We start from the raw sequence: 24,476 nt of genomic DNA on the forward strand, positions 1-24,476 counted from the left end.
TCATTCGCCGCCCTGCGACGCTGCTTTTCCAGGCAAGAACCAGCCGAAATGCGAATTGTGTCGATGTCGATCTTCCACCGCCTGAAGCATGCGGTCGTCATCGTCGTCGCGCTGGTCGCGGCCTCGATCGCCTCCTTCGCACAGACCGCCGACGGAGCCTTCGTGCGGCTCGCTGCCGACAGCTATTCCGATACCGCGCGCGCGATCGAGATCCTCGTTTCGACCGCCCATCCCAATGCCGCGCTGATTGTCGAGGCCCTGAATGACGGCCGCCTGCTCGCGGGATCGGCCGGTGTGGTCGTGAAGACGACCGCAGATGGCTTCGTCGACGCCCGAACCGGTCAGGTGCTGCCGGCCGCGCCGGAGGGCATAAAGCCCGTTCGCCTCAACAACGCCGTGCGCCGCGCCGTGCAGGCCGCGCTCGGCGGCCTCGGCCTGCTCAGTCCGGATCCGGCGAAACGCAGGGCTGCAGCCGAAGCCGTGTTCAAGTCACGCGATGCCGGCCTGCTACCGATCGTCGAGACGGCGCTGAGCAAGGAGAGCGATCCGCGCGCCCTCGCTGCGTTGCGCCAGGCTCAGGCGGCGATCTGGATGATCAAGCCCGATGCGCAGCCGCTCGACCGGCTCGCGGCGATCGAGGTGCTGCATGAGCGCGGGGATCAGGATGCGCTTGCCACGCTGCGCGCGCTGCCGGGCGATGCGACACCAGCCCTCAAGGAGGCACAAGCCAAGGCGATCATCGCGATCGAAGGCCGGCTGAAGCTCTGGGCCGCCGCACAGAACCTCTGGTACGGGCTCTCGCTCGGCTCGGTGCTGCTGCTCGCCGCCATCGGCCTTGCGATCACCTTCGGCGTCATGGGCGTCATCAACATGGCCCATGGCGAGATGGTCATGCTCGGCGCCTACACAACCTTCGTGGTACAGGAGCTGATCCGCACGAATGCGCCCTGGCTGTTCGACTGGTCGCTGGCGATCGCGCTGCCGGCCGCCTTCATCGTCGCTGGTGCGGTCGGCATCGCCATCGAACGCGGCATCATCCGCTTCCTTTACGGCCGCCCGCTGGAGACGCTGCTCGCGACCTGGGGCATCAGCCTGATCCTGCAGCAGGCGGTGCGCACCGCTTTCGGTCCGACCAATCGCGAGGTCGGCGCGCCGTCTTTCATGTCAGGCGCCTTCGAACTGGGCGGCCTGGCGATCACCTATAACCGCCTCTGGATCATCGTCTTTGCGGCTTTGGTTTTCGCCGCGCTGCTCGCCATCCTGAAGCTGACGCCGATGGGCCTGCAGATGCGCGCCGTCACCCAGAACCGCCGAATGGCCTCGGCCATGGGCATCCGTACCGGGCGCATCGACGCGCTGACCTTCGGACTCGGCTCGGGCGTCGCGGGGCTGGCTGGCGTCGCGCTCTCACAGATCGACAATGTCAGCCCCAATCTCGGCCAGAGCTACATCATCGACTCGTTCATGGTCGTGGTCTTCGGCGGCGTCGGCAATCTCTGGGGCACGCTGGTCGGCGCGATGACGCTCGGCATCGCCAACAAGCTGCTCGAACCCTATGCCGGCGCCGTGCTCGGCAAGATCGCGCTGCTCGTCTGCATCATCCTCTTCATCCAGAAGCGCCCGCGCGGCCTGTTCGCGCTGAAGGGCAGGGCGGTGGAAGCATGATCACCCGCTTCCTCCTCCAGAACATGGACCGGCGCGGCGGCATCTTCCTCGCGATCCTGCTGGGCCTGGCCGTGCTGGTGCCGCTCTCGAACCTTTTGCTGCCGGCATCCTCGCCCTTCCATGTCCCGACCTCGACCCTATCGCTCTGGGGCAAATATCTCTGCTACGCGCTGCTCGCGGTCTCGCTCGATCTGGTCTGGGGCTATTGCGGCATCCTGAGCCTCGGCCATGGCGCCTTCTTCGCGCTCGGCGGCTATGCCATGGGCCTTTACCTGATGCGCCAGATCGGCGCGCGCGGCGTCTACGGCAATCCGATCCTGCCTGATTTCATGGTTTTTCTGAACTGGCAGGAACTACCCTGGTACTGGTGGGGCTTCTCCTCCTTCCCCTTCGCCATGCTGATGGTGCTGGCCGTGCCCGGCGTGCTCGCCTTCGTCTTCGGCTGGTTCGCCTTCCGCTCGCGCGTCACCGGCGTCTATCTCTCGATCATCACCCAGGCGCTGACCTATGCGCTGCTGCTCGCCTTCTTCCGCAATGATATGGGCTTCGGCGGCAACAACGGCCTGACCGACTTCAAGGACATCCTGGGCTTCAACATCCAGGCACAGGGCACGCGCGCCGCCCTGTTTTCGATGACCTGCGTGATGCTGGCGGCCGGCTTCCTGATCGCGCGTGGCATCGTCGCCTCGAAGCTCGGCAAGGTCGTCATCGCGATCCGTGATGCCGAGTCCCGCACGCGCTTCCTCGGCTACCGGGTCGACCGTTTCAAGCTCTTCGTCTTCACCGTTTCGGCCTGCATGGCAGGCGTGGCCGGAGCGCTCTACGTCCCGCAGGTCGGGATCATCAATCCGAGCGAATTCGCCCCGGCCAACTCGATCGAAACGGTGATCTGGGTGGCGGTCGGCGGGCGCGGCACGCTGGTCGGTGCGGCGCTCGGTGCCGTTGTCGTCAATTGGGCCAAGACGCTGTTCACCTCCGGCTTCATGGCGCCGTACTGGCTCTTCGCGCTCGGTGGCCTCTTCGTCGTCGTCACGCTCTTCCTGCCCAAGGGCATTCTGGGCACAGCCGAAGCCCTGTGGGCGCGTCGTCGCAAGCCGGATGGCACCCCGGCCGCCGAGCCGGCCCCGGCGGAGTGAAGGCGATGAACGCTCCCGTGCCCGGCGCTCTCACCTCCTCGCTGCTCTACCTCGACGGTGTCAGCGTCTCCTTCGACGGCTTCAAGGCCATTCGCGGCCTGTCTCTGACCATCGAACCGGGGGAGATGCGCGCCATCATCGGCCCCAACGGCGCCGGCAAGACCACGATGATGGATATCATCACCGGCAAGACCAAGCCCGATATCGGCACGGTGATGTTCGGCGGCTCGGTCGACCTGACCAAGCTCGACGAGGCCGCCATCGCCAATCTCGGCATCGGCCGCAAGTTCCAGAAGCCGACCGTCTTCGACAGCCACACGATCGAGGACAACATCCTGCTCGCGCTGAAGTCGAAGCGCACGGTGGCTAAGACGCTGCTCTGGAAGACTGAAAGCCCGCAGCAGAAGCGCATCGACGACATCCTCGGCATCATCCGCCTCGCCGACAGGCGCGACCGGCTCGCCGGTTCGCTCTCGCATGGCCAGAAGCAGTGGCTGGAGATCGGCATGCTGCTGGCGCAGGATCCGAAGCTCCTGCTCGTCGACGAGCCCGCCGCCGGCATGACGGATGGCGAGACGGCGCAGACGGCGGTACTGCTCAAGGAGATCGCCCGGGACCATTCCGTCATCGTCGTCGAGCACGACATGGGCTTCATCCGCGAGCTCGGCGTGAAGGTCACGGTGCTGCACGAAGGCTCGGTGCTGGCGGAAGGCCCGCTCGACCAGGTCAGCGCCAATGAGCGCGTCGTCGAAGTCTATCTGGGGCGGTGAGGGATGATCGTGACACTCGCCTTGCTCCTCCTCCGCTGTCATCCCGGACAAGCCGCGCAGCGGCGCCGATCCGGGATCCATTCCGGAGCGCTTTTGATGAAGGTTCCGGCATGGGTCCCGGGTCTGCGCTTCGCTCCGCCCGGGATGACGCGCGCTTTTTCCTGCGAGGTCAGGGTGGAGGCGACACGATGCTGACCGTCGACGCCATCAACCTGCACTACGGCGCCGCCCAGGCGCTGCGCCGCGTCTCCGTCACGGCCGAGACCGGCAAGGTCACTTGCGTGATGGGCCGCAACGGCGTCGGCAAGACCTCGCTGATGCGCGCCATCGTCGGCCATCAGCCGATTTCCGGGGGGCATATCCGCCTTGACGGAGAGGATATCTCGGCGCTGCGCAGCGAGGATCGCGCGCGGGCCGGCATCGCCTATGTGCCGCAGGGGCGGGAGATCTTCCCGCTGCTGACGGTGAAGGAGAATCTGGAGACCGGCTTTGCGCCGCTGAAGCGCCGCGAGCGCTTCGTCCCGGATGAACTCTTCGACCTCTTCCCCGTGCTGAAGTCGATGCTGGGCCGGCGCGGCGGAGACCTCTCGGGTGGCCAGCAGCAGCAACTCGCGATCGCGCGGGCGCTGGTCACCCGACCCAGGCTGCTGGTGCTGGACGAGCCGACCGAGGGCATTCAGCCCTCGATCATCAAGGATATCGGCCGCGCCATCGACTATCTCCGCCAGAAAGGCGGCATGGCGATCGTGCTGGTCGAGCAGTATTTCGACTTCGCCCGCGATCTCGCCGACACGATGTTTGTCATGGATCGCGGCGAGGTTGTGCTGTCCGGCCCGATGAGCGAGCTCGACGGGGCGCAGGTTCAGCGCTTGATTCAGGTCTAGATGCAGCGTCTTCTGCAAACCTTGCTGCATACGAAGCGGCCCTGACGATGCTGGCGATTGACGATCTCCAGAGAGCGGTTCCGATCCGGATGCAGCGCGCCTATGGGCAGGCGAGCGTGAGCTTCCGCTCGCGCGACGGTCAAACTTGTCTCGATCGGCTGTTTCAGGAGGGCTGCGCGAAGCTGCGTTTCCCGCGCCCGCTTGGAGCGGATGATCCGCAGGCCATCCTTATCAACACGGCAGGCGGGCTGACCGGGGGAGACCGTTTCGGCGCGGAGGTAGCCCTTGAAGCCGGAGCCGCCGCGAGTGTCACCACGCAGGCCTGCGAGCGCATCTATCGCTCGACGGGAGCCGATGCCGTCGTGACCAATCGCTTGCGCCTTGCGCCCGGTGCCCGGCTCGCCTGGCTGCCGCAGGAAACGATCCTGTTCGATGGCGGGCGCCTGTCCCGCGCGCTCGACGTCGATCTCGCTGAGGATGCCGAGCTGGTCGCGGTCGAGGCCGTGCTGTTCGGCCGGCAGGCGATGGGCGAGACGCTGCGCAACGGTCACCTGCACGATCGCTGGCGCATCCGGCGCGACGGCCGCCTGATCTTCGCCGATGATCTGCGCGTCGAAGGCGATATCGCGGCCCGTCTCGCGGCGCAGCCCGCTATGGCCGGTGGCCGTGCCATGACGACGGTGCTGTTCGCGGGCACCGTGCCCGAGCGCTTCCTGGATCAGGCCCGCGCGATCATCGGGCCGAGCGGCGGCGCCAGCGCCTGGAACGGCAAGTTTCTCGCGCGGCTGGTCGAGGAGACCGGCCTTGCGCTCCGGCGGCGGCTGGAGCCGCTCTTGACGCTTCTCCTGGGCGGCCGTCCGCTGCCCAAGGTCTGGCAACTCTAGGAACCGATCGCATGAACCTCACCCCACGCGAGAAAGACAAGCTCCTGATCTCCATGGCTGCCATGGTCGCCCGGCGCCGGCTCGAACGTGGCGTGAAGCTCAATCATCCCGAGGCCATCGCCCTGATCAGCGATTTCGTCGTCGAGGGCGCACGCGACGGTCGCAGCGTCGCCGATCTCATGGAAGCGGGCGCTCATGTCGTTAGCCGCGTGCAGGTCATGGAAGGCGTCGCCGAGATGATCCACGACGTGCAGGTCGAGGCCACTTTCCCGGACGGCACCAAGCTCGTCACCGTCCATGAGCCCATTCGTTGAATTTGCCGATCCGCTGAGAGCGCAAGCCGGAGATTGCCATGAAGAGACTGTCGATCGCCCTGATCCTGAGCGTCGGTGCCGCGAGCCCGGCCTTCGCGCATCTCAATCCGGCTGAGCACGGCTCTTTTGCCGCCGGATTCTCGCATCCGCTTTTTGGCGCGGACCATATCCTGGCGATGGTCGGCGTCGGCCTCTGGGCCTTCCTCGTCGGCGGTCGCGCTGTCTGGGCCATTCCGACCGCCTTCATCGCCACGATGATGCTCGGTTTCGCGGCAGCGCTCGCCGGCATCGGCCTGCCCTTCGTTGAGCCGACCATCGCGGCGTCTGTCGTGGTGCTCGGCCTGCTGGCATTGGTCGCGCTGCAGGTGCCGGTCGTTGCCGGGATGGCCGTGGTCGGCTTCTTCGCGCTGTTCCACGGCTATGCTCATGGCGGCGAGATGGGCGAGGCGACGAGCCTGTCCTTCATGATCGGCTTCGCGCTGGCAACCGCCCTTCTGCACGCGGTCGGCGTCGGCATCGGCTTGGCCGGCAATGCGCTCTCGCATCGCGGCCGGATCGCGGCGCGTATCGCCGGTGGCCTGACCGCGCTCGGCGGCCTCTGGCTCGTTACCGGAGCCTGAGGCGATGATCCCCGGAGAGGTCTTTCCCGCAGCGGGCGATATCATCCTCAACGCGGGCGCCGAACAGGTCACGCTGCTCGTCGCCAATACCGGGGATCGGCCGATCCAGGTCGGCTCGCACTACCATTTCTTCGAAACCAACGACGCCCTCGATTTCGACCGCACGCTGGCGCGCGGCATGCGGCTCGATATCGCCGCTGGCACGGCCGTGCGCTTCGAGCCCGGCCAGCAGCGCGAGGTCCGCCTCGTGCCGCTCGGCGGCGCGCGCGCCGTCTACGGCTTCCAGCAGAAGGTGATGGGGAAACTCTGATGCCGGCCAAGCTCTCCCACGCCGCCTATGCGCAGATGTACGGGCCCACGGTCGGCGACCGTGTCCGCCTCGCCGATACCGACCTGATCATCGAGGTCGAGAAGGATTTCACGGTCTATGGCGAGGAGGTGAAGTTCGGCGGCGGCAAGGTCATCCGCGACGGCATGGGCCAGAGCCAGGCGAGCCGCGCCGAGGGCGCGGTCGACACCGTCATCACCAATGCGCTGATCGTCGATCACTGGGGCATCGTGAAGGCGGATGTCGGCTTGAAGGATGGGCGGATCGTCGCCATCGGCAAGGCCGGCAACCCGGATACGCAGCCCGGCGTCACCATCGTCATCGGCCCGGGAACGGAAGCGATTGCGGGCGAGGGCAAGATCCTCACCGCCGGCGGCGTCGACGCGCATATCCATTTCATCTGCCCGCAGCAGATCGACGAGGCGCTGATGTCCGGCGTCACCACCATGCTCGGCGGCGGCACAGGCCCGGCCCATGGCACGCTGGCGACGACCTGTACGCCGGGCCCCTGGCATCTCGGCCGGATGATCCAGTCCTTCGACGCGGTGCCGATCAATCTCGGCCTCTCCGGCAAGGGCAATGCCTCGAAGCCAGCCGCGCTGATCGAGATGATCGAGGGCGGCGCCTGCGCGTTCAAGCTCCACGAGGACTGGGGCACGACACCGGCCGCGATCGACAACTGCCTCGCCGTCGCCGATGACCATGACGTTCAGGTCATGATCCATACGGATACGTTGAACGAGAGCGGCTTCGTCGAGGACACGGTCGCGGCCTTCAAGGGCCGTACCATCCACGCTTTCCATACGGAAGGCGCCGGCGGCGGCCATGCGCCGGATATCATCAAGGTCTGCGGGCTCAGCAACGTCATCCCGTCCTCGACCAACCCGACGCGGCCTTACACGCAGAACACCATCGCCGAACATCTCGACATGCTGATGGTCTGCCACCACCTGTCGCCCTCGATCCCGGAGGACATCGCCTTCGCCGAGAGCCGCATCCGCAAGGAGACGATCGCGGCCGAGGACATCCTGCACGATATCGGCGCCTTCTCGATCATCTCCTCCGACAGTCAGGCGATGGGCCGCGTCGGCGAGGTGGCGATCCGCACCTGGCAAACCGCTCACAAGATGAAGGTTCAGCGCGGGCGCCTGTCGGATGAGGTCGGCGACAACGACAATCTCCGCGTGCGCCGCTACATCGCGAAATATACGATCAACCCGGCGATCGCGCAGGGGCTGTCGAAGCATGTCGGCTCCGTCGAGGTGGGCAAGCGGGCCGATCTCGTGCTTTGGAGCCCGGCCTTCTTCGGCGTGAAGCCGGAGATGGTGCTGGTCGGCGGCATGATCGCAGCCGCGCCGATGGGTGACCCGAACGCCTCGATCCCGACGCCGCAGCCGATGCATTACCGGCCGATGTTCGGAGCCATGGGCCGTGCTCCGGCCGTCTCGTCGGTCACCTTCGTCAGCCAGGCCGCGATGGCGAATGGCCTGAAGGAGAAGCTCGGCGTCGCCAAGGGCATGCTCGCCGTCGAGAACACGCGCGGCGGCATCTCCAAGGCTTCGATGATCCTCAACGACGCCACGCCGCATATGGAGGTCGATCCCGAGACCTACGAGGTTCGAGCCGATGGCGAACTCCTGACCTGCGAACCTGCGACCGTGCTGCCGATGGCGCAGCGCTATTTCCTGTTCTGAGGTCAAGTCATGCTTCGTGCCATTTCCCGTAGCCACGGTGGCACCGGCCAACCTGCCGGCACGATCCGGCTCGACCATGCAGCGCGCCATCTGCGCCGCAAGCGCATCACCTCGGATCAAGGCGAGGAGGTGCTGGTCGATCTGCCCGAAGCGGTTCTTCTTGCCGATGGCGACCGGCTCGTGCTGGAGGACGGCCGCACCATCGCGGTCCTCGCGGCGGAGGAGGAGCTTTACGAAGTGCTGCCGGGAGTCTGCCCCTTGCGCCATCTCGCCTGGCATCTCGGGAACCGCCACCTGCCGGCGCAGATCGACCAGGATCGGATCCTGATCCGGCGCGACCATGTCATTCGGGCCATGCTGGAGGGCCTTGGCGCGTCGGTCCGGGAGGTCGTCGCGCGTTTCCAACCGGTCCATGGCGCCTATCACGCCCCCGCGCATGATCATGGTCATGGGCACCAGCATGGTCATGGTCACGCGCACGATCACCATCATGACTGACGCGGTCGCGCTCGCTCGGCTGATGACGTGGCTGTCCCCGGCTTTCCCCGTCGGAGCCTTCGCCTATAGCCACGGTCTGGAGCGGGCGATCCATGATGGTTTGATCCGGGACCGTATGAGCCTGAGCGAATGGTTGGAGGTGCTGCTGGAGCGCGGCTCGGCCTGGAACGATGCGGTGCTGCTTGCGGAAGCGTGGCGCAGTACGGTTGCTGGAACCAGCATCGCTCACGTCGCGGAACTCGCGGGCGCGATCGCGGGATCGCGCGAGCGCCATATGGAGACGACGCTGCAGGGAGGCGCCTTTGTCGATGCGATGGCGGCCTGGAGCGGCGAGCGGGCGATGGATGGGGAGGGGTCGGTCGCCTATCCGGTGGCCGTCGGCGCATCGGCCGTACGCCATGGCGTCGCGCTGGAGGATACGCTCGTCGCCTATCTCCACGCCTTTGCGTCCAACCTTGTCCAGGCCTGTGTCCGGCTGGTGCCGCTCGGCCAGCGCGATGGGGTTGCGACGCTCGCTGCGCTGGAGCCGGTCGTCCTGCAAACCGCCCAGCATGGGGCTGTGTCGACGCTCGACGATCTCGGCTCCTGCACCATCCGCGCCGACATCCTGTCGATGAACCACGAAACGCAGTATTCAAGGGTCTTTCGCTCGTGAACTCCCCCAATGGTCCGCTCCGGGTCGGCATCGGCGGCCCGGTCGGCGTCGGGAAGACCACGCTTACCGAGAAGCTCTGCAAGGCGATGCGGGACCGCTATTCGGTCGCCGTCGTCACCAACGACATCTTCACCAAGGAGGACGAGCTGATCCTCAACCGGCTGCAGGCGCTGCCGGAAGAGCGCATCATCGGCGTCGAGACGGGCGGCTGTCCGCATACCGCGATCCGCGAGGATGCCTCGATCAACCTCGCCGCCATCGCCGAGATGCGGCGACGCTTTCCCGATCTCGACGTGGTCTTCATCGAATCCGGTGGCGACAACCTCGCGGCGACCTTCTCGCCCGATCTCGCCGACATCACGCTTTACGTCATCGACGTCGCCGGTGGCGAGAAGATCCCGCGCAAGGGCGGGCCGGGCATCACCCGCTCGGACCTTTTGATCATCAACAAGATCGACCTCGCGCCTTATGTCGGGGCCAATCTCGACGTGATGCGTTCGGACACGGAAAAGCAGCGCGCCGGCCGGCCTTTCGTCTTCAGCGACCTGAACCGGAGCGTGGGTCTCTGCGAGGTCGTGGCCTTTATCGAGCGGGAAGGCGGCCTTGCGGCCGTGTGACGCCGGATCGTGCGAGCAGGTCGGGTCGATCGGAGCGAGCGCTCAGCGCCAGCTCTCATCCGGGGCTTAGCTGGTCTCTCGGACCTTGCGAAAGATGGCGAGGAATTCCTGCGGTTCCGGAAGCGTCTCCATGCGCGCCACTTCCCGATCGCGCGGCTGCCGATTGGCCAAACCTGCAGAGCTCGGGGGGAAGAACTGGATCGCCGGCGTTCCGATGATCCCGTAGCGGGCTGCGAACCGCTTTTCTGGAAGCTTCGCGCCGTCGAAATCCGTGACTTCGCGCGCGCCCAGGATGTTGAGATGGAGGATCGCGAAGTTGTCGCGGATGTAGCTCTCGGTTGCTGGGTCGGCGAGATGGACCTCGTGCATGCGCCGGCAGGCCGGGCAGTTTCGTAGACCCCACAGGATCGCGAAACGCTTGCCGTCGCGGGTGGCGGAGGCGAGGTCGTCGGCAAGCTCGAGGAAGCTCTCCAGATACCAGTCGAGCTGGTAGAGCCCGTCCTCGCCGAGCCGGGCCTTGCTCCGGGCGGGCAGCGCCAGCAATGGCGCGCCGAGGATCGCCGATGCGGCTGCCAGCAGGCTCCGTCGGGTGGTCATCGCGTTGCCTCCGGCATCGGCGTTTCGGCTCTCTGGTATAAACATATGAATACGACTATATTAGGCGGATGATTGCAAGCCGGGGATATTGGGTGCGGAGTGCGGCAGCAGCCCTGTTGCTGTGCGCTTGGTTGCCGGTGCCGGCGTTTGCGGCCGAGCTCGTCATGTACAGGCGGGACGGTTGTCCCTTCTGCCTTCGCTTCGAGCGCGAGGTGGCGCCCGTCTACGGGAAGACGCAGGAGGGGAAGCTGGCCCCACTGCGGCGCGTCGAGGTTCCGGCCGGTGGTGTTCGCGATGCGAGCCTGAAGGAGCCGGTGATTGCCGCGCCGACCTTCGTTCTCGTTGACAAGGGCCAGGAGATCGGCCGGATTACCGGCTATCTCAACGACGACATGTTTTGGGGTTTGCTCGGGTCGCTCGTAGCTGGCATGGACAAGCACGACGCCGACCCGAAGCCTTGAGGTGGAGACAGGATGACTGCGATCGTCTCGAAAGCACTCGAAAACGAGTTGCGCGACGGCGCCGAGTTCTCCCCCGAGCTCGACCAGCTCATGCGCAAGGCGCGCCGGGCCAGCGACTTCCTGAAGGCGCTGTCGCATGAGAACCGCCTGTTGCTGCTGTGCCTGCTCGCCGAGCGGGAGCGGACGGTGACGGAGCTCGAAAACCTTCTGTCGCTGCGGCAGCCGATGGTCTCGCAACAGCTCGCCCGCCTTCGGCTCGACCGATTGGTGACGACGCGGCGGGACGGCAAGGCGATGTATTACAGCCTTGCCAACGACGATGTCCGGCGCGTCATTTCCGTGATCTACGACATCTTCTGCGGCACCGAGCCCTCCGAGCTGAGCCAGTCGTGATCGTTGGCTCGGTCGCTCCGATCCACTTGCCATGACCGAGCTTTCGGCCTGGGGCGCAACGCTGGCGGGCTTGCTGGTCGGAACGGCTTGCGGGTTCACGGTGCGGCGCGCGCGGTTGTGTTCCTTCGGGGCGGTCGAAGACGCGTGGATGGGCGGCGACACGCGCCGCCTGCGGATTTTCGGTCTCGCGCTGGCAATCGCCCTAGCCGGCACGCAGTCGCTGGTCGCTCTCGGCCTGCTCGACCCGTCGAACTCGACCTATGTGCAGCCGGCATTGCCATGGCTGTCGATCGCCGTCGGCAGCACGATGTTCGGGCTCGGCATGGCGCTGGTCGGCACCTGCAGCTTCGGTTCGCTCGTGCGCCTCGGCTCCGGGGATTTGCGCAGCCTGATCGTGATGATGGTTTTCGGTTCGGTCGCCTATGCCACGCTGCGGGGCATGCTGGCGCCTGTCCGGATCGAAGTGCTGGAAAAGGTCGCCTGGCCGGTCCCGGGCGGCTTGAAGGGCGATCTGGATAGCGTGCTCGCCTATCTCGGCGCACCACATTCGCGCCTGGGACTCACGGCGATCGCCGTGGTGGTGCTGGTGGCGGCGGTGGCCGCCGATCCGCGACTGCGCCGGTCGCCGCGTCTGCTGATGGCCGGCGCGACGCTGGGGCTCAGCGTCGTGGCCGGCTGGTGGGTTACCGGGGTGGCCGTCGATGCCTTCGACCATGTTCCGCGGGCGCAGAGCCTGACATTCGTCTCGCCGGTCGGTCGGGCTCTCTATGCTGTCTTGTCGGCACCTGCCGCCCTGCTCGAATTCGGCATCGGGACACTCGTCGGCGTCACGCTCGGCTCCTTCCTGTCGGCGCTCTACGACCGGGAATTCCGCTGGGAAGCTTTTGACGACGACCGTGAGATGCGGCGCCATCTCGTCGGGGCCATGCTGATGGGCGGAGGCGGCGTTCTTGCCGGCGGCTGCACGATCGGCCAGGGGATTTCCGCCGGCTCGATGATGGCGTTGTCCTGGCCACTCGCGATCGCCGGCATGATGCTCGGTGCGCGGATCGGCATCGCCTTCCTGATGGAAGGTTCGCTCAGAGGTCTGTTGCAGCGGCGCTGATGGTCGGGTGCGGCGCGCAGTAAAGCGCGTGCAGCGTTTCGAGCACGGCCTTCGCTTGTGGGCTCTTGAGCGAAAACGTAACCGCGATGCCTTGCCGGCGCGCGGCGATCAGACCGAGACGGCGCAGTTGCGCGAGATGAGCTGCGACGCCGGGAGCGCTCAGACCCGTGATGCGGGCCAGTTCCGGGGCTGAAGCCTCTCCTTCGGCGAGGCGGCACAGAATGGCGAGCCGGCGCGGACCCGCCATCGCGGACAGCAGTGCGGCAGCTTCCTCGATCGGTGGGGCCGAAACAGGTGGGTCGGCCGTCAAGATAGTTGATATATTCAATTTTCCATATATATTGTTTCTGCTAAATATCATGCCTCGTGAGACATAGATGGTCAATATCTGGATATTTGCTCGCCGGCAGGTGCTTCGAGAGGGGTGGTCGTCGTGATCGCACCGAGCTTCACGCCCATCGCCTCCTTCGTCGGCGGCGCGCTTATCGGTGTCGCCGCGGTGATGCTGATGCTGTTTCAGGGGCGGATTGCGGGGATCAGCGGCATCGTCTCGCGGCTGCTTCCGCCTGAGGCAGACGGCCAAATGCTCGGACGTGTCGCGTTCGTTGCCGGGCTGGTGCTGGCTCCGCTGGCCTATCTCGCGATGACGGGCAGCCAGCCAGTGCCGCAGATCGCTGCGTCGCTCCCTGTCCTGATCGGAGGAGGCTTACTCGTCGGTTTCGGTTCGGTCTGGGGCAATGGTTGCACTTCGGGGCATGGCATCTGCGGGCTCTCGCGGCTTTCGCCACGCTCGGCGGTCGCGGTGACGATCTTCATGGTCTCGGCGATCGCGACCGTTTTCGTCGCCCGGCATGTGCTGTGAGGAAGCCGATGTCGATCCTCATCCAGTTCATCGCAGGCCTTGTCTTCGGGCTCGGTCTCATCGTCGCGGGCATGTCGGACCCGACGAAGGTGCTCGGCTTTCTCGATCTTGGCGCCATTCCGCACGGAAATTGGGATCCCAGCCTGATCTTCGTCATGGCCGGCGGCATCGTCGTGACCTTCATCGGATACCGGATGGTGTTCGGATATGGTCGGCCCCTGCTGGCGGAACGCTTCGTCCTCCCGATGGCGAGCAGGCCGGATGGGCAGCTTGCGACCGGCGCCGTGCTGTTCGGCATTGGCTGGGGACTTGTAGGCCTCTGCCCTGGCCCTGCGCTCGTCGCAACGCTGACGGGCGGCGTGCCCGCCGTCGTCTTCATCGTGGCCATGGCCATCGGCATGGCCTTAGCCCGCCGACTGGCGTCGGCCACTGCCAGTCCGGTCCGGCATGGCCAACGCTTCTGAAGCGCACCGCTCCAGAACCCGATCCGAAGGAGTCCGTACATGAACCGTCGAACCGTCCTGACGCTGGCGAGTGCCGCAGCCGTCGGCGCTCTCGCGGCCCGCGCCGATGCACAGCAACCCGCCTCACCCAAATCCGCTTCGCCGGGAGCTGTCCCCAAGCCGAAGCAGACGACGCTCGGCCTCTACATGACGCCGCGCGAGGCGGCCGAGGCGATGGCGAAGGACGGCGCCAGGACCCTGTTCGTCGACGTGCGTACGCGGGCTGAAATGATGTTCACCGGCTGGGCACCGCTGATCGACGGCAACGTGCCCTTCGTCGAGGTCACCGAGTTCTGGGACTGGGACGACAAGGAGAACCGCTACAAGCTCGAGCCGAATGCCACCTTCTCCCAGGATGTCGGCCGACTGCTTGCGGCAAAGGGGCTGTCCAAGACCGACCGAGTCATTCTGATGTGCCGTTCGGGCGACCGCTCGGCACGGGCGGCGGACAAGCTGGCGGAGGCCGGTTACACGCAGGTCTACAGCCAGTATGAGGGCTTCGAAGGCGATCTTTCGGCGGCAGGCCACCGTGACGTCAATGGCTGGCGGAATGCCGGGTTGCCCTGGAGCTTCAAGCCCGACAAGGCGAAGTTCTATCTCGGCATTGGCGGATGATGAGAAGGCAAATTTGCCGGCTGACCGTCCTTCACGATCGGCCGGCGAATTAACCGCCATGGTGAGTCAGGCGCCGACGAAACGATAGGCGGTTCCCTGCCGCTCGACGCGCCCGGCAGCGCCGGGGAGGTGATAGCCGATCACCCGCGTGCCATTCCGGCTCAATTCGTCGAGCAGCCGGCGGCGGGTCGCGACTGCACGCTCGGCATCTTGATCCGAAGCCGGACGCCAGTCGGGATGAGCGAAGGAAATCCGCGGATGGGTGAGCGCATCGCCCAACACCATCACCGGGCTTCCGCCCGGGTTCAGCGCGAAGGAGACATGGCCCGGCGTGTGCCCGGCCGTCTCGACGGCGGCGATGCCCGGCAGCCATTCGCGTTTCGCTTCCACCCGCTCGAGCCGGTCGGCGAGCCCCTTCGCGATGCGTTGCGCACCGGCAGCGAAGGCATGTCGGTCCGCCGGTAGCTGGTCGTACACCTTAGTGCCGGTCCAGAAATCGACCTCGCGCGCCGCGGCGAGCCAGCGTGCGTTCGGGAAGAGCGGGCTGTCAAACTCGTCGAGCGCGCCCCAGAAATGATCGGGGTGAAGGTGGGTGAACAGCACATGCGTCACCGCTTCGGGCTCGATGCCAGCGGTGCGCAGGCTGTCCTGCAACTGGCCGGTGCCGGGCAGGAAATTGGCACCGGCTCCGCAATCGAACAGGATCAACTCCTTGCCGCGCCGCAGGCAGGTGATGTTCAGGGGCGTCCGGAAGGGATCGGTCGGCCCGGCCTGCGCGGCGATCTCGGCAGCCGGCACGTCGCGCGCCAGAGTCGACAGCGGCATCTCGAAGCCGCCGTCGCTCAGGATCGTGATGCGCTCTGCTTCGGAGCCGAAGGTGGTGACCACCTGCGCCCGGGCGGGGACGGCAAGGCTTGCAACCCCGGCGGCGAGCAGGAAACGACGCGTCAGCATGCCCGGCCTATTTGTTGACCGGCGATTCGGGGTCGAACAGATAGGCCATCACGTCCTTGATCTGCTCCTCGGTGAGCACCTTGTTGACGCCGAAGCGCGGCATGTTCGAACAGGGGACGACTGCCATCGAGTCATAGACCTTGGTGTAGGCGTCCTTGATGGTCTCGGGATCATATTTGCGATCCTTGCCGTAGGCCGACAGGCTCGGACCCAGTGTGCCGTAACTCACTTCCTTGGGGTCGAGCTGATGGCAGGCGAAGCAGTTCCCGCCTGAGACGGTCCCGGGCGGGTCGGAGAACTGGCCGCCGCGACCGTTGTTCGCGACCTGGTAACCCTTCTTCCAGTCGCCGAGGAACTTGCCGTCGGCCGGATAGGTCACGCGGCCTGCCTCGCGCTTCAGGATCTCGTCGGACTGCGCCGAGGAGGGGTTGTTGCGCGTCGCGTTGCAGACCGCGAGCGTCTCGTCCGGCTTGATGCGGGCCTGCCATTCGGGCGAGGCCTTGCCGAAGGTCGATTTGATATAGGCGTCGATGACGGCCTGGCTCGGGCGGTCCTGGGCACAGGCCTGGCTGGCTGCGAGGAGGCCGGCAGCGAGGGCGATGGTCAGTCTCAGCATCGTCAGGTCCTCACCGCTTGATCGACGGAACGTTGATCTCGCCACCTTCCGCCCGGGTCTCCAGGAAGACGGTCAGGGCGGTCAGCGCGTCGGAGCCATATTCCGGAACGGGCCAGCGCTGCTGGCGATAGCAGTCCCAGAGCCGGTGCTGCATCGTGCGCAGCGCGCTCTGCGAGACACGATAGGTCGGCCAGGAGGCCATCGTCTCCTGCGCGGCCTTGCCCTTGACCGAGAGGTTGGGGAGGCCCTGCAGGCGGATGCGCTTGCCTTCTTCGGCGTGGCAGGTGGCGCAGGAGAAGTCGTTGACCCCGCCGCGGGTGTAGAACAGCGCTTCACCGACGGCTGCGGCCTCCTTCTCCTTCGGATGGGAGAGCGGCGGCGCGATCTTCAGGCCGTTGGATTTGTTGGCGATGAAGGCGACGAGATCCTCCATGTCGGAGGCCTTGCCCGGGCCGGAGAAGCGGCGGGCAACGACATCCTTGGTGTCGAGGCCTTGCACCTTGTCCATGCACCAGAGGAGCCGCTGTTCGAGGTCCATGACCTTGTCGGTATCGGCGAAATAGCGGGGCAGCTTGGCATAGGCGCCTTCGAGCTTGCCGGGGCCTTCGCCGAGGTCGCAGCCTTCGAGCGAGACGTTCTTCGTGCCCCGCGCTTCGCTCCACAGCGCCTCGCCGCGGTCGACGGCGAGGAAGCCTGGATTCGAGAACGGATCCGACAGCATCTGCCGGTAGCGCTCGATCTCCTTTTCGCTGTCGTCTTGCGGCGATTGCGCGGCCAGCCGGCTGCTTGCCAGGCTCATGGCAGCCATCAGAACGGCTGCCGCAATCAGCGGAATCCTCATCCCTCGCCCTTTCGTTTCCCCATCGGCCGCTTATGCTGCGGTTTGGTGCAAAGCCGCTCCGGGCTTTACATTCAAAAAAAACAATATAACGATACGTGCAAATGATGTGCGGCGATCGGTCGCTTCGTCAAGCTTTAAAAATCGACCAGTTCCAGGGAGGAACACGCATGAACAAAGGCCTTTCAGGGCTGTCGCGCCGCGATGCCGTCAAGGCCGCTGCCTTGGCTTTTGCTGCCGGGGTGATCGCGCCGCGCCTTGCCTTCGCCGACGAGAAGGCCGTTGCGGCCGAGATCAAGAAGCTCTTCGGCGACAAGAAGATGGCCCAGGGCAAGATCAAGCTCGACGTGCCCGAGATCGCCGAGAACGGCCTCGTCGTGCCGGTCAATGTCGAGATCGAGAGCCCGATGACGGACGCCGATTACGTCAAGGCGGTGCATGTCTTCGCCGATGGCAATCCGCAACCCGGCGTCGTCAGTTACCAGTTCACGCCGGCCTGCGGAAAGGCTTCTGCCGCGACCCGCATGCGCCTCGCGCAGACGCAGGACGTGATCTGCATCGCCGAGATGTCGAATGGCGATCTCTATTCGGCCAAGGCCAACGTCAAGGTCACGATCGGCGGCTGCGGCGGCTGATCTGCCGCCTTCCAGCTTGATCAGAAAACCAAGAAGGCGAGGAAACTCATGACCACGAAGCCTACGCCCCGGGTGCGCGTTCCCGCGAAAGCCGCCGCCGGCGAGATGATCGAGATCAAGACCCTGATCTCGCACGAGATGGAATCCGGCCAGCGCAAGGACGCCAAGGGCGAGACCATCCCGCGCAAGATCATCAACAAGTTCACGGCGAGCTTCAACGGCAAGCCCGTCTTCGCCGCCGACTGGAACCCGGCGATCTCGGCCAATCCCTACCAGTCCTTCTTCTTCAAGGCGGCGGAGTCCGGTGAGTTCACCTTCGCCTGGAAGGATGACGACGGCTCGGAATACACCGCCAAGAGCAAGCTGACGGTGGGCTGACGCCCGCCTTTCGCCCGGCGGGCGCGAGGGCGCGGCGCCGGGTCATTGCCTGACAATCCGATCACTTCCCGGGGCGCGGCATGCGCGGGCCCGAAGGATGAGTCATGATCTCGAGACGCGAATTCCTGCAGGCGACCGCTGCCGCTGGGGCATTGACCGTATCCGCCGGGCTCGGGCCGCTCGGGCGCGCCGCGGCCCAGCAGAAGCTCTCGCAGGCCGACATCCTGCGCTTCGACCCGCTCGGCACGGTCACGATCCTCTATCTTGCCGACATCCACGCGCAGCTCATGCCGCTGCATTTTCGCGAGCCCTCGGTCAATCTCGGCGTCGGCGAGGTCAAGGGCCTGCCGCCGCATCTGACCGACGCGGCCTTCCGCGATTACTTCAAGGTCGCGGCCGGCTCGCCCGATGCTTTCGCGCTGACGTCAGATGATTTCGTCCAGCTCGCGCGCAATTACGGCAGGATGGGCGGTCTCGACCGGATCGCCACGCTGGTGAAGGCGATCCGCGCCGAACGCGGCGACGACAAGGTATTGCTGCTCGATGGTGGCGATACCTGGCAGGGTAGCTGGAGCGCGCTGCAGACCAAGGGCCAGGACATGGTCGATGCCATGTCCGCGCTGAAGGTTGATGCGATGACCTCGCATTGGGAGTTCACGCTCGGCGCCGAGCGCGTCAAGGAGATCGTCGAGGCCGCTCCCTTCGCCTTCCTCGCCCAGAACATTCGCGACAAGGAATGGAACGAGCCGGTCTTTCCGCCGCGCAAGGTTTTCGAGAAGGGCGGCGTCAAGGTCGCCGTCATCGGCCAGGCCCTGCCGCGCACGGCGGTCGCCAATCCGCGCTGGATGTTCCCGGAATGGGAGTTCGGCATTCGCGAGGAGGAGCTGCAGAAACAAGTCGAGGAAGCGCGCGCCGAAGGAGCGGGCGTGGTGGTGCTGCTGTCGCATGACGGCTTCGATGTCGACCGCAAGCTCGCCTCGCGGGTGAAGGGCATCGACATCATCCTCACCGCCCACACCCATGATGCCATGCCGGGGCTGGTACGCGTCGGGAATACGGCCCTCGTCGCCACCGGCTCGCATGGCAAGTTCCTGTCGCGGCTCGATATCGCGGTCAAGGACGGCAAGGTGTCCGATATCCGCTTCAAACTGATGCCGGTCTTCGCCGACGCGATCGCGCCCGATGCCGAGATGGCGGCGCTGATCAGGAAGGCGCGCGAGCCCTACGCCGCAGACCTCGCCCGCGAGATAGGCCGCACGGATGCGCTGCTCTACCGGCGCGGCAATTTCAACGGCACCTTCGACGACCTGATCTGCGCCGCGATGATGGAGCAGCGCGATGCCGAGATCACGCTGTCGCCCGGCTTCCGCTGGGGCGGAACGCTCCTGCCAAACGATCCCATCACCTGGGAGGCGATCACCAACGCCACCGCCATCACCTATCCGAACTGCTACCGGATGGAGATGACGGGCCAGCAGCTCAAGGATGTGCTGGAGGATGTCGCCGACAACATCTTCCACCCCGATCCGTATTTCCAGGGCGGCGGCGACATGGTCCGCGTCGGCGGCATGGGCTACGCGATCGACATCGCCCAGTCGATGGGCAGCCGCATCTCGGAGCTCACCCATCTGAAGACGGGTCAGCCGATCGAGGCCGGCAAGCGCTATGTCGTTTCGGGCTGGGCCAGCGTCAATGAAGGCACGCAAGGCCCGCCGATCTGGGATGTCGTGCGCGATCACGTCGCCAAGGCCAAGACCGTTTCCCTCAAGCCGAACACCGCGGTGAAGGTCAGCGGCGCCTGAGCGCTGCCGTGCCGCACCGCCCCCCCGCAATCGGAGGACATGAGACGATGACCTCGCATCGAGACGATCCGGCCCCGAGCCGGCGCCGCTTCCTGGGAGGCGCGGCCCTGGCCGGCGCAGGCCTCGTCACGGCCGGCTCCGCCCGCGCCGAGGCGGGCAAGCCCGATCCCCTGATCACCGACGTCCAGGACTGGAACCGCTATCTCGGCGAAGGGGTCGACAAGCACCCCTATGGCGTGCCCTCGCGCTACGAGAAGAACGTAATCCGGCGCGACGTGCCGTGGCTGACGGCCTCGCCGGAATCCTCCGTGAACTTCACGCCGCTGCACGATCTCGACGGAATCATCACCCCGTCCGGTCTGTGCTTCGAGCGCCATCACGGCGGGGTCGCCGATATCGATCCGGCCAATCACCGCCTGATGATCCACGGCCTCGTCGAGAAGCCGCTCGTCTTCACCATGGAAGACATCAGGCGGATGCCGCGCGAAAACCGCATCTACTTCCTGGAATGCGCGGCGAATTCGGGCATGGAATGGCGGGGCTCGCAGCTCAATGGCTGCCAGTTCACGCACGGCATGGTCCACAATGTCATGTACACCGGCGTGCCGCTGAAGGTGATCCTCGCCGAAGCAGGCCTGAAGCCGAAGGCGAAATGGCTAATGCTGGAGGGCGCCGACTCTTCCGGCATGAACCGCTCGCTGCCGCTGGAGAAGGCGCTCGACGACGTGCTGATCGCCTTCGCCATGAACGGCGAGGCGTTGCGGCCGGAGCAGGGCTATCCGCTGCGCGCGGTCATCCCCGGCTGGGAGGGCAATCTCTGGGTCAAGTGGCTGCGCCGCATCGAGGTCGGCGACATGCCCTGGATGGCGCGCGAGGAGACCTCGAAATACACCGACCTCCTGGCTGACGGGCGCTCGCGCCGCTTCACCTTCTTCATGGATGCCAAGTCGGTCGTCACCAACCCGTCGCCGCAGGCGCCACTGAAACAGAAGGGCCGCAATGTGCTCTCGGGCCTCGCCTGGTCCGGCCGCGGCACGATCAAGCGCGTCGACGTCACGCTCGACGGCGGCAAGAACTGGCAGAGCGCGCGCATCGACGGGCCGGTGCTCGACAAGTCCCTGACCCGCTTCTACGTCGATTTCGACTGGAACGGCGGGGAGTTGCTGGTGCAGTCGCGGGCCATGGACTCCACCGGCTACGTCCAGCCGACGAAGGAGGAGCTGCGCAAGATCCGCGGCGCCAATTCGATCTATCACAACAACGGCATCCAGACCTGGCATGTGAAGCCGAATGGGGAGACCGAGAATGTCGAAATCTCCTAGGATCGCGCTTCTGGCCGGCGCCGCCGGCCTTGCCGTGGCCCTCGCCGGGCCGCTTCTCGCGCAGCCGTCGCACAAGAACCATGGGCCGGCGAAGCATCCCCATGCCGCGCAGGCGCCCGCCCCGGCGGCTCCGGCTGCAGCCGCGAAGCTCGGGCTCGGCCGCGAGGCGCTGCCCGAGGAGATCAAGGCATGGTCCATCGACGTGCGTCCGGACGGGCAGGGCCTGCCTCCCGGCAAGGGTACTGTCCGGCAGGGCGACGAGATCTTCCAGGCGCAATGCGCGACCTGCCACGGCGAGTTCGGGCAGGGCAATGCGCGCTGGCCGGTTTTGGCCGGAGGGCAGGGCTCGCTGAAGGATGACCGGCCGGAGAAGACCATCGGCTCGTTCTGGCCGGATCTGTCCACCGTCTTCGACTACATCCATCGCGCCATGCCTTATGGCAATGCGCAATCGCTGCAGCCGGATGAGGTCTACGCCCTGACGGCCTATCTCCTCTATCTCAACGATATCGTGAAGGACGAGGATTTCGAGCTTTCGGACAAGAACTTCACCTCGATCAAGCTGCCCAATGCCTCGGCCTTCTACGACGACGATCGAGAGACGACCGAGAAGGCGTTCTGGGGCAAGCAGCCCTGCATGAAGGACTGCAAGAGCGAGGTGAAGATTACGGGCCGTGCCACGGTGCTCGACGTGACGCCGGATTCCAAGACGGCGCCGAAGGTGGATTGATGGCTGGGCCGCAAGCCGGATCGGGTTGGATGAGCTTCGCCGCTGTGGCGGCGGGGCTCGCAGCGGCTCCGGCCCATGCGGCGGCCGACCGGGCGCTCGGGGAATATCTCTCGGCCGAATGCGCGACCTGCCATGTGGGCAGCGCGCCGAAGGCGGGCGCCATCCCAGCGCTTGCGGGCATGCCCGCCGACCAGTTCACCGCGCTGATGATGGCGTATCGGCGGGGTGATCGCGACAATGCGGCGATGCGCAATGTCGCCAAGCAACTTTCGGAAGAGGATATCGCGGCTCTGGCCGCCTATTACGAGGGGCTGAAAGCCCCCTGACCGTCGATATGCGGCGGCCAACAGGGAGGAAAAGATGACTGACAATGCAGTGATACCCTCGCGCCGCGGCCTGCTCGCGGCGGCCGCTTCTGGCCTCGCGGTGGCGGCCACCTCTGCCGCGGCAGCTCCGAAGGAGCTCAATCTCGCGGATATCAAGAAGGAGGCCGATGTCGCCTGCGTCTACCATTGCGACTTCGGCGACGTCGCCCGGTTCGACCAGATGCTGACCAATATCGCGAACCATTATTCGGCTTATGGTGCCGATCCTTTCGCGCTGCAGCTCGCTATCGTCGCGCATGGCGCCGGCGTGAAGTTCTTCCTGAAGGACCTCGAGGGGACGAGCTGGGTCGGTGACAGCGCCGCGTTGAAGGCGTTCGACCGGGTTGAGGCGCTCGCGAAGAACGGGCTCAAGATTCACCTCTGCGAGATCACCTTCCAGCGCAACAAGATCGACAAGACCAAGGCGCGGGATGTCCCCTTCGCCAGCTTCGTCCCCTCCGGTGTCGCGGCGGTCGCGGCGCTGCAGGCGAAGGGTTTCGCCTATCTGAAGGTCGGTTGAGCGGTCATGAGGTTTGACCGGCGGACGATGCTGCGTTCGGGGCTGGCAGCCGCGGCAACGCTGGCGGCGCCGGCCGTGCTCGGCCAGGCGAAGCCGCGCGTCGTGGTGATCGGCGGCGGCGCGGGCGGCGCCACGGCCGCGCGCTACCTCGCCAAGGATTCGAATGGCGCGTTGGCCGTGACACTGGTGGAAGAGAACGAGCTCTATCACACCTGCTTCCACTCGAATCTCTACCTCGGCGGCTTCAAATCCTATGACGAGATCACGCATCGCTACGATGCGCTGACGGGTCGATATGGCATCGCGCTCGTCCGAGCCCGTGCCATGCGGATCGACCGGGACAAGCGCGAGATCGTCCTCGCCGACGGGCAGCGCCTGCCTTACGATCGCCTCGTCGTCTCGCCCGGCATCGATCTCAAATATGATTCCGTCCCCGGCTGGTCGAAGGCGGCCGAGGAGATCATGCCGCATGGCTGGAAGCCCGGCCCGCAGACGCAGCTCATCAGGCAGAAGCTCGATGCCGTGCCCAATGGCGGGACGATCGTGATGATCGCGCCCCCCAACCCTTATCGCTGTCCGCCGGGGCCTTACGAGCGTGCCTCGATGTTCGCCCATGCGCTGAAGAGCACCGGGCGCGGCGACGCCCGGATCGTGATCCTCGACCCCAAGGAGAGCTTCTCCAAGCAGGGCGTCTTCCAGGAAGGCTGGGAGAAATACTTCGGCTCGATGATCGAATGGCTCGGGCCCAAGGTGCATGACGGGGTCAAGTCGGTCGACCCCGCCACCAACACCGTCGTCACCGGCTTCGAGACCTATCGGGACTGCGCCTTCGTCAATGTCGTGCCGGCCCAGATGGCCGGCGAGATCGCCCGCAGCGCGGGGCTCGCGCCCGAGGGCGGCTACTGCGCCATCGATCCGGCCACGATGAAATCGACCGCCGATGCGAATATCTATGTCCTCGGAGATGCCTGCATCGCCGGCGACATGCCGAAATCGGCCTTCGCCGCCAACAGCCAGGCCAAGGTCGCGGCGATGACGATCCGGGTGGAGCTGACGGAAGCACGCAGCTTCCCGCCGCGCTACCTCAACACCTGCTGGTCGCTGATCGAGACCGACGATGCGATCAAGGTCGGCGGCCGCTACGAACCGCGTGACGGCCGCATCGCGGCAATCGAAACCTTCGTCTCGCAGAATGACGAGCCCGCCGATCTGCGCCGGCAGAACGAGGCCGAGAACCTCGGCTGGTACGCGGCGATCACGGCCGACATGTTCTCGTGACGATCACTCCGCTCCTTCTCGCAGCCATCCCAGAGGATTTCGCATGAAACTATTGGTTCCCGCCGCCCTTCTGATCGTCCTGTCCGCCTCGCAGGCCGCCAACGCGCAGGACCTGTCGGCCGGTGAGCGCTCCTTCAACAAGTGCAGGGCCTGCCACCAGGTCGGCGAGACTGCGAAGAACGGCGTCGGGCCGGAGTTGAACGGGCTGTTCGGGCGCCACACCGGCGCGGTCGAGGGATACAGCTACTCCGCGGCCAACAAGGGCGCCAACATCACCTGGGACGAGGCGACCTTCGCCGAATACATCAAGGACCCCAAGGGCAAGATCCCCGGGACGAAAATGGTTTTCGCCGGCATCAAGAACGAGAAGGAGGTCGCGGACCTGACCGCGTTCCTGAAGCAGTTCGGCAAGGACGGGAAGAAGATGTAAGACGCCG

The 24,476-nt window shown here is 65.8% G+C and carries 32 protein-coding genes; 27 read left to right on the top strand and 5 right to left on the bottom strand.

Annotated elements, in window-relative coordinates:
• The first annotated feature begins 63 nt into the window (after positions 1 to 63).
• From urtB to ureG, 12 genes are all read left to right on the top strand, one after another.
• Complete coding sequence (gene urtB, locus CE453_RS04255; RefSeq protein ID WP_248307938.1) at positions 64 to 1,665, top strand: urea ABC transporter permease subunit UrtB; 1,602 nt, start codon at positions 64 to 66, stop codon at positions 1,663 to 1,665.
• Positions 1,662 to 2,801, top strand: coding sequence for an urea ABC transporter permease subunit UrtC (gene urtC, locus CE453_RS04260; RefSeq protein ID WP_089173456.1), 1,140 nt, complete (start codon positions 1,662 to 1,664; stop codon positions 2,799 to 2,801). Before urtB ends, urtC begins: the two co-directional genes overlap by 4 nt.
• A 5-nt stretch (positions 2,802 to 2,806) precedes the next feature.
• Positions 2,807 to 3,571 carry an urea ABC transporter ATP-binding protein UrtD gene (urtD, locus tag CE453_RS04265; RefSeq protein WP_089177695.1) on the top strand — a complete coding sequence of 255 codons (765 nt, stop codon included), beginning with the start codon at positions 2,807 to 2,809 and terminating at the stop codon, positions 3,569 to 3,571.
• Positions 3,572 to 3,759: 188 nt separating this feature from the next.
• On the top strand, positions 3,760 to 4,455 hold the full coding sequence (gene urtE, locus CE453_RS04270) for an urea ABC transporter ATP-binding subunit UrtE (RefSeq protein ID WP_089173457.1): 696 nt from the start codon (positions 3,760 to 3,762) through the stop codon (positions 4,453 to 4,455).
• A gap of 47 nt (positions 4,456 to 4,502) precedes the next feature.
• On the top strand, positions 4,503 to 5,339 hold the full coding sequence (locus CE453_RS04275) for an urease accessory protein UreD (protein WP_089173458.1): 837 nt from the start codon (positions 4,503 to 4,505) through the stop codon (positions 5,337 to 5,339).
• Between the two features lie 11 nt (positions 5,340 to 5,350).
• On the top strand, positions 5,351 to 5,653 hold the full coding sequence (locus CE453_RS04280) for an urease subunit gamma (protein ID WP_089173459.1): 303 nt from the start codon (positions 5,351 to 5,353) through the stop codon (positions 5,651 to 5,653).
• Positions 5,654 to 5,691: 38 nt separating this feature from the next.
• Positions 5,692 to 6,273: a HupE/UreJ family protein gene (locus tag CE453_RS04285; RefSeq protein WP_089173460.1), complete on the top strand. Its 582-nt coding sequence runs from the start codon at positions 5,692 to 5,694 to the stop codon at positions 6,271 to 6,273.
• Positions 6,274 to 6,277: 4 nt separating this feature from the next.
• Positions 6,278 to 6,583 (top strand): urease subunit beta, encoded by a 306-nt coding sequence (locus CE453_RS04290; protein WP_089173461.1) that lies wholly within the window; start codon positions 6,278 to 6,280, stop codon positions 6,581 to 6,583.
• Complete coding sequence (ureC, locus tag CE453_RS04295; protein WP_089173462.1) at positions 6,583 to 8,295, top strand: urease subunit alpha; 1,713 nt, start codon at positions 6,583 to 6,585, stop codon at positions 8,293 to 8,295. The genes CE453_RS04290 and ureC overlap by 1 nt, the downstream gene beginning before the upstream one ends.
• Positions 8,296 to 8,304: 9 nt before the next feature.
• Positions 8,305 to 8,793 carry an urease accessory protein UreE gene (locus CE453_RS04300; RefSeq protein WP_089173463.1) on the top strand — a complete coding sequence of 163 codons (489 nt, stop codon included), beginning with the start codon at positions 8,305 to 8,307 and terminating at the stop codon, positions 8,791 to 8,793.
• The gene (locus CE453_RS04305; protein WP_089173464.1) at positions 8,744 to 9,448 is read left to right on the top strand and encodes an urease accessory protein UreF; all 705 of its coding nucleotides are present in this window, start codon (positions 8,744 to 8,746) and stop codon (positions 9,446 to 9,448) included. The genes CE453_RS04300 and CE453_RS04305 overlap by 50 nt, the downstream gene beginning before the upstream one ends.
• Positions 9,445 to 10,065 carry an urease accessory protein UreG gene (gene ureG / locus CE453_RS04310; RefSeq protein WP_089173465.1) on the top strand — a complete coding sequence of 207 codons (621 nt, stop codon included), beginning with the start codon at positions 9,445 to 9,447 and terminating at the stop codon, positions 10,063 to 10,065. The genes CE453_RS04305 and ureG overlap by 4 nt, the downstream gene beginning before the upstream one ends.
• 66 nt (positions 10,066 to 10,131) lie before the next feature.
• Here ureG and CE453_RS04315 read toward each other — a convergent pair whose 3' ends face one another.
• On the bottom strand, positions 10,132 to 10,662 hold the full coding sequence (locus CE453_RS04315) for a thioredoxin family protein (protein ID WP_089173466.1): 531 nt from the start codon (positions 10,660 to 10,662) through the stop codon (positions 10,132 to 10,134).
• A 212-nt stretch (positions 10,663 to 10,874) separates the two neighbouring features.
• Between CE453_RS04315 and CE453_RS29240 the strand changes: the two genes are divergently transcribed.
• The 3 genes from CE453_RS29240 to CE453_RS04330 are packed head-to-tail and all read left to right on the top strand — an operon-like array spanning position 10,875 to position 12,621.
• Positions 10,875 to 11,123, top strand: coding sequence for a thioredoxin family protein (locus tag CE453_RS29240; protein ID WP_248307939.1), 249 nt, complete (start codon positions 10,875 to 10,877; stop codon positions 11,121 to 11,123).
• 12 nt (positions 11,124 to 11,135) lie between these two features.
• Positions 11,136 to 11,516, top strand: coding sequence for an ArsR/SmtB family transcription factor (locus tag CE453_RS04325; protein ID WP_089173468.1), 381 nt, complete (start codon positions 11,136 to 11,138; stop codon positions 11,514 to 11,516).
• A 31-nt stretch (positions 11,517 to 11,547) separates the two neighbouring features.
• Positions 11,548 to 12,621 carry a YeeE/YedE family protein gene (locus CE453_RS04330; RefSeq protein ID WP_089173469.1) on the top strand — a complete coding sequence of 358 codons (1,074 nt, stop codon included), beginning with the start codon at positions 11,548 to 11,550 and terminating at the stop codon, positions 12,619 to 12,621.
• On the opposite strand, the gene CE453_RS04335 is transcribed toward CE453_RS04330, so the two are convergent.
• Positions 12,596 to 13,006, bottom strand: a complete 411-nt coding sequence (locus CE453_RS04335; RefSeq protein WP_198302258.1) for an ArsR/SmtB family transcription factor — start codon at positions 13,004 to 13,006, stop codon at positions 12,596 to 12,598. The two genes, CE453_RS04330 and CE453_RS04335, sit on opposite strands and share 26 nt — an antisense overlap.
• A gap of 48 nt (positions 13,007 to 13,054) precedes the next feature.
• Between CE453_RS04335 and CE453_RS04340 the strand changes: the two genes are divergently transcribed.
• The 3 genes from CE453_RS04340 to CE453_RS04350 are packed head-to-tail and all read left to right on the top strand — an operon-like array spanning position 13,055 to position 14,601.
• Positions 13,055 to 13,483: a YeeE/YedE family protein gene (locus CE453_RS04340; RefSeq protein ID WP_089177696.1), complete on the top strand. Its 429-nt coding sequence runs from the start codon at positions 13,055 to 13,057 to the stop codon at positions 13,481 to 13,483.
• Between the two features lie 8 nt (positions 13,484 to 13,491).
• Positions 13,492 to 13,947, top strand: a complete 456-nt coding sequence (locus CE453_RS04345) for a DUF6691 family protein (RefSeq protein WP_089173471.1) — start codon at positions 13,492 to 13,494, stop codon at positions 13,945 to 13,947.
• Positions 13,948 to 13,986: 39 nt separating this feature from the next.
• Positions 13,987 to 14,601: a rhodanese-like domain-containing protein gene (locus CE453_RS04350; RefSeq protein ID WP_248307940.1), complete on the top strand. Its 615-nt coding sequence runs from the start codon at positions 13,987 to 13,989 to the stop codon at positions 14,599 to 14,601.
• 66 nt (positions 14,602 to 14,667) lie between these two features.
• Here the strand turns inward: CE453_RS04350 and CE453_RS04355 are convergent, their stop codons facing one another.
• The 3 genes from CE453_RS04355 to soxA are packed head-to-tail and all read right to left on the bottom strand — an operon-like array spanning position 14,668 to position 17,012.
• The gene (locus CE453_RS04355; RefSeq protein ID WP_089173472.1) at positions 14,668 to 15,555 is read right to left on the bottom strand and encodes an MBL fold metallo-hydrolase; all 888 of its coding nucleotides are present in this window, start codon (positions 15,553 to 15,555) and stop codon (positions 14,668 to 14,670) included.
• Between the two features lie 7 nt (positions 15,556 to 15,562).
• Positions 15,563 to 16,171 (bottom strand): sulfur oxidation c-type cytochrome SoxX, encoded by a 609-nt coding sequence (gene soxX / locus CE453_RS04360; RefSeq protein ID WP_089173473.1) that lies wholly within the window; start codon positions 16,169 to 16,171, stop codon positions 15,563 to 15,565.
• A gap of 10 nt (positions 16,172 to 16,181) precedes the next feature.
• Positions 16,182 to 17,012, bottom strand: a complete 831-nt coding sequence (soxA, locus tag CE453_RS04365) for a sulfur oxidation c-type cytochrome SoxA (protein WP_089173474.1) — start codon at positions 17,010 to 17,012, stop codon at positions 16,182 to 16,184.
• 167 nt (positions 17,013 to 17,179) lie between these two features.
• Here soxA and soxY point away from each other — a divergent pair, with 167 nt between their 5' ends.
• The 9 genes from soxY (at position 17,180) to CE453_RS04410 (ending at position 24,469) form a co-directional block, all read left to right on the top strand.
• The gene (soxY, locus tag CE453_RS04370) at positions 17,180 to 17,644 is read left to right on the top strand and encodes a thiosulfate oxidation carrier protein SoxY (RefSeq protein ID WP_089173475.1); all 465 of its coding nucleotides are present in this window, start codon (positions 17,180 to 17,182) and stop codon (positions 17,642 to 17,644) included.
• A gap of 48 nt (positions 17,645 to 17,692) precedes the next feature.
• Positions 17,693 to 18,022 carry a thiosulfate oxidation carrier complex protein SoxZ gene (gene soxZ, locus CE453_RS04375; protein WP_089173476.1) on the top strand — a complete coding sequence of 110 codons (330 nt, stop codon included), beginning with the start codon at positions 17,693 to 17,695 and terminating at the stop codon, positions 18,020 to 18,022.
• Positions 18,023 to 18,126: 104 nt separating this feature from the next.
• Positions 18,127 to 19,824 carry a thiosulfohydrolase SoxB gene (gene soxB / locus CE453_RS04380; protein WP_089173477.1) on the top strand — a complete coding sequence of 566 codons (1,698 nt, stop codon included), beginning with the start codon at positions 18,127 to 18,129 and terminating at the stop codon, positions 19,822 to 19,824.
• Between the two features lie 47 nt (positions 19,825 to 19,871).
• Complete coding sequence (gene soxC / locus CE453_RS04385; RefSeq protein WP_089173478.1) at positions 19,872 to 21,146, top strand: sulfite dehydrogenase; 1,275 nt, start codon at positions 19,872 to 19,874, stop codon at positions 21,144 to 21,146.
• Entirely contained in the window at positions 21,130 to 21,876 is a 747-nt protein-coding gene (locus CE453_RS04390; RefSeq protein WP_089173479.1) for a c-type cytochrome, read from the top strand. The genes soxC and CE453_RS04390 overlap by 17 nt, the downstream gene beginning before the upstream one ends.
• Positions 21,877 to 21,905: 29 nt before the next feature.
• Positions 21,906 to 22,202 (top strand): c-type cytochrome, encoded by a 297-nt coding sequence (locus CE453_RS04395; protein ID WP_248307942.1) that lies wholly within the window; start codon positions 21,906 to 21,908, stop codon positions 22,200 to 22,202.
• A 34-nt stretch (positions 22,203 to 22,236) separates the two neighbouring features.
• The gene (locus CE453_RS04400) at positions 22,237 to 22,761 is read left to right on the top strand and encodes a DsrE family protein (RefSeq protein ID WP_089173481.1); all 525 of its coding nucleotides are present in this window, start codon (positions 22,237 to 22,239) and stop codon (positions 22,759 to 22,761) included.
• Positions 22,762 to 22,767: 6 nt separating this feature from the next.
• Positions 22,768 to 24,039 (top strand): NAD(P)/FAD-dependent oxidoreductase, encoded by a 1,272-nt coding sequence (locus CE453_RS04405; protein WP_089173482.1) that lies wholly within the window; start codon positions 22,768 to 22,770, stop codon positions 24,037 to 24,039.
• A 43-nt stretch (positions 24,040 to 24,082) separates the two neighbouring features.
• Positions 24,083 to 24,469, top strand: coding sequence for a c-type cytochrome (locus tag CE453_RS04410; RefSeq protein WP_089173483.1), 387 nt, complete (start codon positions 24,083 to 24,085; stop codon positions 24,467 to 24,469).
• Positions 24,470 to 24,476: the final 7 nt, after the last annotated feature.

This window comes from Bosea sp. AS-1 (assembly GCF_002220095.1).
Lineage (GTDB): Bacteria > Pseudomonadota > Alphaproteobacteria > Rhizobiales > Beijerinckiaceae > Allobosea.